Annotated in this window: 8 protein-coding genes; all 8 read right to left on the reverse strand. The window is 37.9% G+C overall.

From position 1 onward, the window contains the following. Positions 1-3: 3 nt before the first annotated feature. On the reverse strand, positions 4-1,521 hold the full coding sequence (locus tag ACP6L2_RS00735; protein WP_440507398.1) for a RagB/SusD family nutrient uptake outer membrane protein: 1,518 nt from the start codon (positions 1,519-1,521) through the stop codon (positions 4-6). A 17-nt stretch (positions 1,522-1,538) separates the two neighbouring features. Beyond that, positions 1,539-4,703 carry a SusC/RagA family TonB-linked outer membrane protein gene (locus ACP6L2_RS00740; RefSeq protein WP_440507399.1) on the reverse strand — a complete coding sequence of 1,055 codons (3,165 nt, stop codon included), beginning with the start codon at positions 4,701-4,703 and terminating at the stop codon, positions 1,539-1,541. Positions 4,704-4,735: 32 nt separating this feature from the next. Beyond that, positions 4,736-5,737: a DUF5007 domain-containing protein gene (locus tag ACP6L2_RS00745; RefSeq protein WP_440507400.1), complete on the reverse strand. Its 1,002-nt coding sequence runs from the start codon at positions 5,735-5,737 to the stop codon at positions 4,736-4,738. A 7-nt stretch (positions 5,738-5,744) separates the two neighbouring features. Further along, positions 5,745-6,443, reverse strand: a complete 699-nt coding sequence (locus tag ACP6L2_RS00750; protein ID WP_440507401.1) for a hypothetical protein — start codon at positions 6,441-6,443, stop codon at positions 5,745-5,747. Positions 6,444-6,464: 21 nt separating this feature from the next. After that, positions 6,465-8,063, reverse strand: coding sequence for a RagB/SusD family nutrient uptake outer membrane protein (locus tag ACP6L2_RS00755; RefSeq protein WP_440507402.1), 1,599 nt, complete (start codon positions 8,061-8,063; stop codon positions 6,465-6,467). Between the two features lie 18 nt (positions 8,064-8,081). Next, positions 8,082-11,060 (reverse strand): SusC/RagA family TonB-linked outer membrane protein, encoded by a 2,979-nt coding sequence (locus ACP6L2_RS00760; RefSeq protein ID WP_440507403.1) that lies wholly within the window; start codon positions 11,058-11,060, stop codon positions 8,082-8,084. A 777-nt stretch (positions 11,061-11,837) separates the two neighbouring features. Continuing rightward, positions 11,838-13,058: a glycoside hydrolase family 88 protein gene (locus ACP6L2_RS00765; RefSeq protein ID WP_440507404.1), complete on the reverse strand. Its 1,221-nt coding sequence runs from the start codon at positions 13,056-13,058 to the stop codon at positions 11,838-11,840. 66 nt (positions 13,059-13,124) lie between these two features. After that, positions 13,125-13,895: an SDR family NAD(P)-dependent oxidoreductase gene (locus ACP6L2_RS00770; protein WP_440507405.1), complete on the reverse strand. Its 771-nt coding sequence runs from the start codon at positions 13,893-13,895 to the stop codon at positions 13,125-13,127. Positions 13,896-13,903: the final 8 nt, after the last annotated feature.

The raw sequence follows: 13,903 nt of genomic DNA on the forward strand, positions 1-13,903 counted from the left end.
AGTTTAGTTCCAAAAAGTATTACCGATTAAACTTGGATTCGCACTTGCCTCCTGAGAGGAAATAATTAATGGCCATGTCCATGCTCCACTATTGAAGTTTCCTACTGGAATAATAGCATTGGAGAACTCTGTACTAACGGCACGCTTGGTTCTTACTAAGTCAAAGAAGAAATGACCTTCACCAATTAGCTCTCTCGAACGCTCTTTGTAGATATCATCCTTTAGACCTTGACCACTGGAGGTAAATGCTGGTGCACCTGCGGCATTTCTAACCTGGTTAACATAGCTTCTTGCTTCATCTTCATTTCCTAATTCTGCATGTGCTTCTGCCACTAGTAATAAGGCATCAGGCAAGCGGAAAATGATAGCTGAATCATCATTATTAACTGTTAGGTTAGCACCTGTACCTGTTGAATAAATATTAATGAATTTCTTCAATTGGAAGGTGTTGTTGTCTGAGCTCATGTTTTCAAACCATATAGCTCTACGTTCATCTGGAGTTGCTACAGGAAATAACTTCTCAATGTACTCCTTTTCATAAGCCATAAAACTCGTGGTCTTAGAAGTTTGGCCACGATATGGGTAGTGAGAGAAGAAAAATGAAGGGTTTGCAAATGCTGCAAAGGTCTCTCCATAGTTATACTCCTGCAACACACCAAATAAGTTCTCTGATGTTTTACCTTTAAAGATTTTCTTGGTATTCTCAATGGTTAGAGGCAATAACTGATAATCGGTATAAGTAGCAAGTTCTTGACCTAAATCTACTACTGCTTGATAATACTGATTCTTATCCGTTTCATCCCAAGCAGCTGCCCACATATTAAGGTGCATTAATAAGGCTATGGCAGCACCTTTAGTTGGCCTAAAGCCTGTAGAAGCATTATCAGAATATTTAACCGGTAAATCGTTTATAACCGATTTCACATCCTCAATACATAGTTTAGCAACTTCAACCTGATTCATTCTTGGTAATGCCTCACTGTGATAAGCATCGGTGTAATACACAGCATCGCCAAAAATCTTGATCAAGAACATATAGCTCAGGTTTCTGGTGAAAGTAGCCTCTGCTTTATATTGTCTTCTATCTTTATCCGATAATTCCGAAGATGGAATTTTATCGATTTCAAAAATTAAGATATTACTAGCAGCAATAACATCATACCAACCTTTCCAGTTCATGACATCCTTAAAGCGGTTGTCATAGGTTGAACCTCCACTGAATACTGGTTTTAAGTTATTGTTGATTACATTATTTACAGGACCATTTCCACTGTTGTCAATTGTTCCAACTACTTTTACAAAGTTAGCTCGCATGTCCAATGCAGGGATTAATATGCTATTACCAACCTTTGAACGTAGTCTGGTATAGATTCCACCCATATAGCTTTCTGCGTCTTTTTTGGTCTTCCAAAAATTATTTCCTGATAGGGCATCGATTGGCGTCACATTAAGGAAGTTATCACATGCTGTGAATCCAAACATCAAGGACCCTAAGAGAATGAGCTTTGTTAATTTTTTCATCTTCATCATACTAATTGTTAGAATTCAACATTTAAACCTAATGTAAACTGCTTAGGCAATGGATATCCACCTGAGAAATCTCTACCTAATGCTGATACGTTCTCCGGGTTAGGACCTGAATAACGAGAGATGTATCCTAAATTTGCAGCTGTAAAGTTGACACTGATTCTGTTCATACCGTATCTTCTTGTCATGTCTTGGTTAAAGTTGTAATACACCTTCACCGAGTTTAATTTGAAATAAGATCCGTCCTCTTGGAATAAGGTCTGGTTAATACGGAATGGATTTAATAAGGCATTACGCACAAAGTCAAATGGGTTAGGATAGGTTGCCACATCTCCATCTGTTTGCCAGTAGCTGTATTCCGAAATTGGCACTAAACCACCCATTCCTGTAGGATTTCCAAACATTGCAAACTGAGAAGCCAAGTTGTTGTTTAGAATATCACGCTTCAAAGTAAAAGACGTGTTAACCTCTAAACTCCAGTTTTTGAATTGAACCAAGTTCATCAAACCACCAGTAATAGCTGGTTGTGAGTTACCTGCAATAACACGGTCATTGTTATCCAAGATGTAGTTACCATCTAAATCCGTGAAAATTGGGTCACCTGCTTTGAAGTAATTCAAAAGACCATTTGATCCTACGCGATATGGAAGTCCCGTTACTGGGTCAACTGGAACATCTGCATTATTTGCATAAACCCCTTTGGTATTGAACAAGAAGTTCGATAGAGAGTTAAGACCTAAGCGGTAATAGATATCCTGTCCTAATCCTGGGTCAACATAGATTTGTTCTCTTAATCCATCAGGTAATTTTGCCAACACTTCTCTGTTAATAGCGAAACTTCCTGAAAGAGACCATTTCACCGGACTAGTAGGACTTAAAGGTCTCGCAGTAGCTTGGAATTCCCAACCATAATTGACGTTACTAATCTCGGTAGAAGCAATTTCACGGAAGGCATTCGCCTCAGAAATTTGTTTCTTCTTAAAGATGTGGTCATTCTGCTTGTAATAACTGTCCATCATGATGTTGAAACGGTTATTAAAGATCGAAAAGTCAATACCGAAGTTATAAGTTGTCGCTTTTGATGGCTCTAAACTTAAGTTAGGTAAAGTTCCTAAATCAGAAATAACAGTGTTGTTGTTATTGTATCTGTTACCACCAACATATTTACCATACGCTTGGTAGATATTACCATTTGGAGAAATGTTGGAACCATAACTAAAGCGTAAATCACCATAGTCTAACCAAGTCAGGTTATCCATGAATTTCTCTTTATCAAAGTTCCATTTAAGCGCAATGGAAGGGTTTTTCTTATAACCTGCATTAGGACCGTTGGTTGAAAGACCGTCGATACGGTAATTCAAATCCAATACATAACGCTGCTTGTAGTTGTAAGAGAATTGACCTGCAAAAGCAACTGTTCTTAAGTCAGTGTAACCAATAGTACCACCTTTTGAACTTAAGTAGTTAGTCATGTTGGTGAATGGACCACGCAATTGATCATTTACAACACGGTCATTCAGCATAGCATCTGATTTAAAGAAAGATGCTCTTAATTCAGAGAATGCGAATAAAGAGAAGCTATGCGCATCTTCTTCATCTTTTGAATTATCCTTAAACCCGAATACATACGATAATTGATTACGGTTATAAAGTGTTGTTGCTCGATCATTATAAGTATAATACTTAGCTTGATTTGAATTTAATGCAGCAGGGGAGAAGTTATCTTTAGTTCCCGATTGGCCATTATAGTTCAAATAAGATGCTGCCTTAAAGTTCTTAAAGAAATCATAAGAAATATTCATGGTAGCAGAAGTCACCAATACCTTATTGTCATCATCGGTTTTAAGTGCTCCTAAAACAGAGTTTACAGAAGAATATAAGGATGGTGGAGGTAATAATGAGGAAGAAGCTCCCCCTGATGCTACCCCTTGATTCAATAATCCATTTCCACTTCCCATTCGCTGTCGCTGTATGGAGTTGTTCAGTAAGGCTTCTAATTTAAACTTCGTAACAGGATTATAAATCATGTTCATATTCAAGTTATAGCGGGCATAACCTGTGTTTTCTTGAATACCTTTTTCATCGTATAAACCTAATGCAACCTTATAGTTGAATTTAACATCACCACCAGATACATTTAAGTTGTGGTTTTGGTTGTAGGTCGGGCGATAGAAGTAAGACTGCCAATCGGTAGAATTGTTATAATAAGCATTCAAACTATCGGATAGGAAAGGCGTAGAGTTCACTAAATCCAATCCATGGTTATACGATGTATCGTTCATCAAGATCTGACGAATACGCAGCATACGTTCTTCTTTACCACCAATTACGGAACGCAATTGAGGAACTGCAGACATAAATGCAGACCCATTATAGCGAACTACTGGTACTCTGGATTTACCACGTTTTGTGGTGATTAGAATTACACCGTATGCACCTCTAGATCCATACATGGAAGTAGCTGCAGCATCTTTCAATACGGTAATATCCTCGATATCCTCAGGTGGAATTTGTGATGCTGGTGATACACCAGGACCTGCTTGTTGGAAACCATAAGAGAAGTCAGCATTATCATCTACTGGAACCCCATCAATTACATATAAGGGTGAAGTAGGTGTCAAGAATGCAGAGTTACCTTCGCCAGTAACGTTTAAGCTAGAGATACCACGGATGGTTACAGAACCACGGAAACCCGGAGCACCTGTATTGTTCTGTATATTCAAACCTGCAACTTTACCTTGTAGTAAGCTGATCACATCACCAGCTGGTTGACCTTGAATGTCTTTACCAGAAATGGTAACTGCAGCACCAGTATTTAAGGTTCTACTTTTTGTTTGGTAACCCGATGTTACCGTGATTTCCTCAATGGTATTGCTGGAAGGGCTTAAGCCAACCAAGATATTAGTACGGTTTTCTACCTTTACAGATTTCGGTTCAAAACCTACAAAACGGAAGGTCAGCGTGGCATTATTGGGTACATTGATGCTGAACTTACCATCTTTATCTGTACTTCCCACAGAAGAGCCATTGCTGAGGATGGTAGCACCAGCTACTGCTTCCCTTCTGGAGGTAGAACTATCGTATACTGTTCCTTTTACCGTTATGCGTTGTTGAGCGAGAGCCACATCATGCACATGGAAAAGCAGTAAAACTATGATGTATTTGATATATTTCATTGAAATAGTCTTAAATGTGAATGGATAGGAAACTAATCGTTGTCAAACTTCGGTTTGTCCCTTTTAAACCAAAATGTCAATTCCCAATCTGCTTTCTCGAAAATCTTGAAATTGAAGGTCATGAAGTTCTTCTGGAAGACATTTCCGAAAGCCATTCTACTGAATCGGAAAACTACTTGAGCCTGATCTCCAGATGGAATTGTGTAGCGAGTTGGGTAACTACTCAATGGAATAGGATACGCCACATCATAACGAACCATTTTATCATCCTTCTTCATGTTAAAGCCATGGACTAAGTTTGCCCAATCTGTTTCATCGAATAAGTTCGGGTCAATAGGATTTGACAAGGAGTCAATAAACTTGAAGGTCAAACTATTTCCTTTTCCTGTTTTCTTGAAAAGCACTTGTACATCATCTCTAGTATTAAGCGGTTGACCACGTTCGCCCATCATAAAAATACTCGTTGGGTTTACCGAGATAGATGTTCCTTGACCTGTAATCGGGTCTAAATTTGACGGTTCATAAGGACGTTCGCGCAATGGCATAACACGTAAATTCTGGAAGTAACGACGACCTCCTGAGTTCGACATTTCCACATCAAACACATAACCTGAATCAGGTTGTGCTTTGATCATATTGGAATTTGCTGCTGCCCACATGATAAAATCACCAGAATGAGGTCTAATCTCAAATAATGGATGATTCTCTATGGTACGTTTTGCTTCAATTTCCTCAATGGATTTTTCTGTTCCGTTATAGATTCCCTTCCACACCGTAACAGGATAAGTTTCTGTCAACTCAGGTGCTGGGCTTCCATCGAAAGTTCGCATATTAACGATCTTGAAGTCCAATGGCTTACTGGAGTTACCATATTGAAAAATATTATTAAATAAGGTATTTCTTCCCAGTACAGGTTTAAATATCGTCTGCGTATATTTAGAGTCATTGGCGATTGATAATCGCTCTTCCGGCAAGTTCTTTCTACAAGATGAAAATGCCAAGAGGGCTATACCTAAGCATGCACCAATCTTCATAAGGTTATTATAAGTTATCTTCATCTTCAATTAATTTCATACGATCCGTAAATTCATCAAATCCAAAATTGTGCGTAGGCGATAGGATATTGATGGTTGCATTGTTGGTTTTGATATTAACTGTTGTAGCTCTGCTGGTGATCCAATCTTTTACCAAGTCAGATCCAAAAGGATTACTAAAGTCCAATGAACTTGCTCCTCCTTGTACAAAGCCTGATGCACTTAATTTGACATAACGGGCATGCATTGGATAATTAAACTTGATAGACATTAGTGGCAATCCGTCTAACTCTTGGATGTAATCATTAGTAGTTTTTACACCACGGATGATATATCGACAGATTAAGGTATCTAGCTGATCAGCATCTACTGTACTTAGCGTCAAAGGTGTTTCACCTTCAGCTTTAAGTGATAAATTCAAATACTTTAGAGCAGCTTCAAAGTTTTCATTCACTGGGGCAAATAAGGTAATCTGTTGATTGGTTAAAGAGTCTTCCAAATCTGGAAAACGGTTTAAGACCAAAAGCAAAGAATCAAAAGTTCCTGTAGGTTGAGCCTTTAAGTAAGCTAATGCAGTTCCATTGAAGGATTGCACCTGGTTTTCATAATCGTAATATGGAGAATCGCTCTTGGAACAAGAGGAAAACCATAATGCAACCATACCCAGCATAAAGGCCAACGTATTTCTTATATTTAGGTATTTCATACTCATCATTTTTAGGTTTTATTATTGCCAATAAGGGTTCTGCGTGATTAAGGAATTGGCATTGATCACATCCTTTGAAACTGGCCAGTAGATACCTCCGGCAGATTCAAACTCTTGGAAGGTCATGTCTTTTCCATTTTTAGTTGCAAATACCTTATTGGATTTTTTCAAACGTTGGTAACGGATAATGTCATACCATCTCCAACCTTCACCCATTAGTTCTTTCCTACGTTCTTCAAAAATTGCTTTTAAAACATCTGGAGAGTTTTCTGTTGAATAGACGATACCTCTTAAGTTACATGCCTTATTCAAGGCATCATATGCCCCTGAAATATCTCCTAATGCAGCCAAAGCCTCAGCTCTTAACAAAGTGATTTCCTCCATACGGCTGAATACTAAGGAAGAGGAGAATAGGGTTACATTTCCTGATGTATTTGAAGGGTATAACACCTTGATTTTATTGAAGATTGGCATCTCGGTCTCAAAACCATAGAAGTAATTTGTTCTATAAAAACCAGATACCGGATCTTTACTAAAGCGTAAATCCTTAGGATTAGTGAAGATGTTAATAATACTGTCTTTGTTGACAAACATCTCTGGCTTCGACTTAGGGATAAAAGGAGAGGCTAGGATAAGTTGCTCAATGTGACCATTGGCAGTTGAAAGTCCATTACCTGCTTCAAATGGAAAACCCACCATAACTGTCGCACGCTTATAAGCAAATGGACTCATGTTATTTTGGTTTTCTGTAAGCGCATCCATATTGATGTAATCCAATGGATTCGCACCATCTACATAATATTGAGTGGATTGATTATCCAATACAAATTTTGAATAGGTAGCAGCATCAATATAGTTTCCTTGCCAAGCGGCAATATGAGCTAATAGAATATACGCGGATAAACGGGTATAGATGTTTCCATTCCAGCTAGCCCAACCACCACCATAATACTGACCAGGATAGATAGGGTCTGTACCTCCGTAACGGAAGGGAACAACCTTAGCCGCTGCTAATAACTCGGAAGTCGCAAATCCTAATACACGTTCTTGCGAGGTGCGTTCTGTCTTGATGAAATCGCCATCATGTGATGATGTAATCAATGGCACATCGCCCCAGATCCTTACCATGTAGAAGTAGGCAAATGCACGTAGCATTCTTGCTTGAGCCACATCTACGTCATGGTTTAATTTGGTGTATCGGCGGTCAAGTTCTAGAATCTCACCTGAACGTTCGATGAATAGACTTGCAGCATTGATGGCTGCATAAAAGCGACGCCAATTCGTGATGCGGTCAATTACCGGGTATGAAGCATTTAATTGTCCTTTTACAATAGCTTTAAGGTCTGCACGGGTAGTAATGGTAAAATCACCTTCACGTAAATCCCCCATTAGCCAGTGGCCATTATCAGCAACAGTAGCTGAACGTAATAGGCCATAGATAGACATCAAGTTTGCTTTGCCATCTTCCAAAGTCTTCCAGTTCGTCTCTTCAGTAGCTAATCGGGTAGAAGGCGCATCGTCAATCTTACTACATGACCCTGCGCTTAATAGCAATAGGCCCATGCCGACACCAGCAAATACTCTACGGATATATAAATTGTTTTTAATCGATAAATTCATGATAGTACTTGTTTATTCTTATAAATCCAGTTTCAATCCCAATACAAATGTTCTTGGAATAGTCAAATTCGCGCCATCATATACACCGTTGAAATTGCTCAATTCAGGATCTACACCTGAGAACTTCGATAGGGTCCATACGTTTTGGGCTGTAGCATATAGATAAACTCGTCTGAAGTTTCCTGCTGAATTCTTTAGGAATGGCATATTTTTGAAATCATATCCTAAAGTGATGGAACGAAGCTTTAAGTACGACGCATCTTCCAAGAATAAATCTTGATCTAAGCGGTACGGGCTAACATCACTCCAAGGATTATAAATCGGGTAGCTTAATTCCTTATCTGAAGTTTGCCATGAGGAAACTTCTTTTACAGCTGTGATATCATTTCCAGATTCACGGTTGATGAAATCATACTTAGTCGATTGATATTGATTTAAGATCTTATGTCCAGTCGCAAAGAAGAAATGGAAGTTTAAATCAAAGTTTTTGTAAGAGAATGTATTGCTCCAGCCTCCAATTAAAGTAGGAATACGATTTCCCTCTAAGACTTTGTCATTATTATCTACTCGATTGTCGCTATTTAGATCTTGCCACCTAGGGTCACCAGCAAACATTGGGATTCCGTTGAAAGTATGTCCATTTGGAACTTCCGAATCGCTATTGTAAATACCCTGGTTCTTATAGATCCAATAACTCGTAATAGGCTTACCAACTTCTAACTTGTTATCGCCATTGATGAGCTCGGTTAAACCATCAGGTAAGGCTGTAACTTCGTTTTTGTTGTAGTTTAAATTGATGGAAGAGTTCCATCTTAACTTATCTTGGTTTTGTAAAATTTGTCCATTCAGTAAGAATTCTAATCCTTTATTATTGACTTCCATTCCTGTTTTGTAGTTCAAGCTATAGCCCGACTCCAATGGAACTGGCACCCCAACCAACTGATTTTTGTCATTTCTATTGTATACAGAAATAGCAGCATTCATTCGGTTGTTGAAAAATGTTCCATCTAAGCTGATATTAGTCCTGTCAGCATATGGAAGTTTAATTCCATAACCAATAAATCCACTGTTATAAGGTCTGTTGATCCCTACTAAACCACCATATCCTGGTATAGTTGGTTCTTCATACCAACCACTTTCTGTACGGTATTGTGGACCAGCAGCAAAGCGGTCATCCAAGAAAATTCGGATATTGCGACCCCAACCAGCATTTAAGCTTAATTGGTTAAAGAAATTGTTGTCCTTTAAGAATTGCTCTTTTAGGTTATAGGTCGCACTTACTGCTGGGGTAGTTAACCAACGGCTATCAGGCTGACCATTTGAGCTCCCATCACGACGAATTAAAGCATTGATGCTAAATAAATCCTTGTATTTGTATCTCGCTGAACCATAGAAAGAAAGTAGGTTGTTAACCTCTTTATCAATATAACGGAATACATAGAAGTTACCTGCATTTAAGGCATTTAAGTAACCGTCTCCAGGTGCTCCCGGATTCACGAATACCAATTTTACATAATCATTTGGCCCATTATAAGCACGAGCATAATTATACTTGTATGTGTCTCCTTGGTATACATGTCCTGCTTCCAAATCCAAGCTATGATCTTCATTAAATTCAAAATCATATCCTATGGTATTCTGGAAAATTAAACGTTGATTATACCCGAAATAAGTGGAGATATAACTTACGCCATCCATTAAGGTTGAAGGAGTAAAGTAATCACGAACTCCCTCATTATAGTCGAAAATTAAGCTTGTTGCTAGTGTGAGTTTGTCAAGCTTGGAACGTAAAGTCACATTACCATTTAGGGTAGTCGTACGGTTATTATCGACATTTTTCTTACTCTCATCTAAGTATACTCCAAAATTGTCTTTGTTAGGGGAGAGCGGAGTGGATAAATCTGGGATATAACGTGTTTCTGCAAATCTATCACGCAAGGATTTATTACGGGTCCTATCCAAGCGAACTGCATTGACATTACTTGATACGGTTAACCAGGAAAATGGTGCCATATTGATTCCGAAAAATACATTGTATCGATCAATGTTCGTATCATCGGCATTTCCAGCGTTTTTAGTTCCTGAACCAAAAAAGCGGAAGTTAGCACGGTCATTTCCTCCGGTAATACCTAAATCCGCCGAAAAGGTAGGCGTATTTTTATAATACAAATCGTTCCAATTAGAAGGACCGAAATAGGCTAGATTTGTTGAATCACGTAAATACAAGGAGTAGTCATCATATTGTTCCTTGCTGGCGTACTGTTGATAGAATGGTCTTCTAAAATTATTTTCATGTTCACCATTCACAGTATATACTTTTGGTGCTGTCACATAGCCGAAGTAGCTATTCAAGCTAATATCACGAACGCCTGCTTTGGCATTTTTTGTTGTGATGTAAACTGCTCCATTCGCAGCATTTGGACCCAATTTCGCCAATTCGAATGGATCTTTAACGACTACAATAGATTGAATGTTACTGATGTTGACTTGAGCCAATAAGTTGTTGGCAGGACCAACTCGGTTGTAATCATACTTCTGAACATCAAATGCAAAAGGATTGTCCTGTACTAGAGGAACACCATTTAGGTATACTGCAGGTTGTAATGCGTAGATGTCTTTTTTCGAGAACAAGATGCCCGATGGGCCTTGAATAATCATGCTTTGTTCAGTCCCCGGTTCTCCGTTCGGTTCTTGAACATAAAGTCCAGCTAAATGTCCTTTGACAATCTGTTGTAATGACAAATTCGGAACAGCGATCGCCTCCCGAATGTTAATGCTGTCTTTAGCTGTTTTGAACTTTTGTAAGGCCTTCATCATCTGGCCTATGGTGTCTGTTTTTGCGTTGTATTTGGAAGTATCAATAGCTGAATTCACCGAGGTGGACCTATAAGAGCTATTTGAACTCCGAAAAATTGGTTTGTCTGCAGCATGGGTATGACTGAGACCTCCAACTGTTAAAAACAAGGCAATAGAAAGACTTATGGAAGTTTTTACCATTTTTTCCAGTTTATGTATTGTTAATAAATTGTAGTTCTTACTAGTGGCTAGGTTGTTGCCCCAGTAACATTAGGTTTGTTCTTTATCCAGTAGGCTCTCTTTCTTGTGGTTTATTCATAATTCACTTTTAAATTAGTTAATGTTAATTAATACATTTATTTGATGAAAGCTTTAGAAGTGGAGGTATGGGCAAATAATTAAAAGGGTTTAGGTTGATTCTATAAATTACTTCTAAAAGACTTGTTTTTTGCTATTAATATGAACTAGTTTATGTTTATGTCAATTGTTTTTTCGGTTTAGTTTCTTGATTTATTAGTTTTTAGCCGTTTATTTTAAAAAATATTTTGCTATAATCTTTTAATCAGGTTAAAGCTACTTATATAATTAATCGAGTTTTTCTAGGTTAGTTAAGGTTGAAAATTCGGTCTAATTCTATAGGCTTCTTAGACAAGTATAGTATAAGTTATACATAATTACCTAAGATTGTAGCAACGAAATCGTTTGCGTAAAATCACGCAAACGATTGATTAAATATGTATAACATAAACATGTAACAAGGATAATAAGATCTATATCAAGAAAATTCCAAACAGTATAAAGATTAATTTTCTTTGCTTATGTAAATCATAGAACTTGAGAATTCTATAAGAGTTTCAGTACCTTATGGTAAATGTGATGATGAAACCTAATACATTGTAAAAGCAAAAAAGGAAGGCAAAAGCCTCCCTTTAAATTATAATCTTTTAAAGAATCGTATTTAAGCTAAAAATGCATAAGTTATTTTATCAATTCCTTATACCGTAATAAAGCTTCCACGTAATAATAATCGGCATAGCTCAATGGTACATCCACTTCAGAATTTAGAGGTAAAGCACCAACGCTATGTTTCAATAAAAAGCCACCATTCTCTCCCTTTTTAGCAAAGTAAGCATCAGAGGAAAGGTTTTTAATAATGGTTTCAGCGGCTTGTAAATAGCGCTTAGCCTGTTTTGGTTTACTGTATTCAGCCAACTCAACAAACGCAGAAGCATATAAGGCTGCAGCTGAAGCATCTCTTAAATCTTTATTTTTATACATTTTGTTGTCACTGGATATCTTATCCTTGTCAAAATCCCAATATGGAATTAAATCCTTAGGTAGATTAGGATTATTCAAAATATAATTAGCAACCTCTTGAGCTCTTTTTAGGTATGGTTTCTTTTTAGTTTCTCTATACATCATCGTAAATCCGTATAAAGCCCATCCTTGCCCTCTAGACCAAGCTGATTCATCAAAAGCACCTTGATGCGTTTTTTTGGCATGTACTTCTCCGGTATTCGGATCATAGTCAATGACGTGGTAGGAACTGAAATCTTTGCGGAAATGATTTTTAAGCGTCTTATCTGCATGCGTAATGGCTATATCATAATACTTTTGGTCTCCACTTAGCTTGCTGCTTTCAGTCAAGAACTCCAAGTTCATCATATTATCGATAATTACGGGGTATTTCCATGGCCCATGATCCCATGAACGAATAACTTGGGTTTTCGGACTAAATCGAGAGGCTAGGGAAGCAGCACCATTTAATAAGATGGGTTTATATTGAGCAGTATCCTTCGTTAACCTTAATGCATTCCCAAAACTGCAATAAAGCATAAACCCTAGATCGTGGGTTCCTTTATTAAATTGTTCTTTCTCGAGGTACTTTAATTTTTCCTGAGCGAGCTTTAATAAGGACGGATCATCATTTGCTTCAGAAAGTAGGAGTAGGGTACCAGGGTAGAATCCAGAACACCACCAACTGGAACCGGAGAATATGTTTTTCCCATCGCGGAAAGTTTGCGGGAATTTATCTACTGGAGTGACTGCAGCTAAGGTTTTGATCTGTTCTGCAGATTTAACTAATTGTTGATCGATAAAGGTTTTATCGAGCGCATATTTCGGCTGTTTTTGTGCATAAATAGGTTGTGTACAACCTGCTAATGCTAAAAAGAGCATAATCTGTTTTATCTTTTTCATGTGGAATATAAAAGGTAATTATTTTATTTATTTCATTTTTAGGGTACTGAATTAGGGTTAAACGACTTAACGACCCATCCAGCCTCCATCTACGGTTAATATCGTCCCGTGAACATAATTTGAGGCTTCCGATGCTAAGAAAACTATGGGGCCTTTAAAATCTTCTGGATTTCCCCAGCGTCCTGCAGGAATTCGACTTAAAATACTGGCTGAACGATCTTCATCTGCTCGTAATGCTTCCGTATTATCTGTCGCGATATAACCAGGTGCTATGGCATTAACATTTACACCTTGCGCTGCCCATTCATTTGCAAATGCCTTCGTCAAAGAAGCGATTGCCCCCTTTGAGGCTGCATAGCCTGGAACATTTATTCCTCCTTGAAAGGATAATAGGGAAGCAGTGAAAATAATCTTTCCGGATTTTCGACTTAACATTTCCTTGCCTATTTCTCTAGTAAGGATAAATTGTGCCGTTTGATTGATTTCGATAACCTCATCCCAATAATTGTCAGAATGATGTGCCGCAGGATCCCTTAATATGGTTCCAGCGTTATTAACTAAAATATCAATTTTAGGATGTTCCTTTTTTACTTGCTCTATAAAAGCATAAAGGTTTGCTCTTTTGGAAAAGTCGCATTGGTAAGCCCAAAATTTACGACCTCGTGCTAAGATAGCTTTTTCGACCGCTGAGTCTTTTAATTCCAAACTAGCAGATACAGCAATGATATCAGCACCAGCCTCCGCCAATGCTTCTGCCATTCCTTTTCCAATGCCTCTTTTACTGCCCGTTACCAAGGCTGTTTTTCCTTGTAAATCGAATAATGATAAGGTATTCATGGTTGATT

It is taken from the genome of Sphingobacterium lactis (assembly GCF_051951495.1).
In the GTDB taxonomy this organism is placed as follows: Bacteria; Bacteroidota; Bacteroidia; order Sphingobacteriales; family Sphingobacteriaceae; genus Sphingobacterium; species Sphingobacterium lactis_A.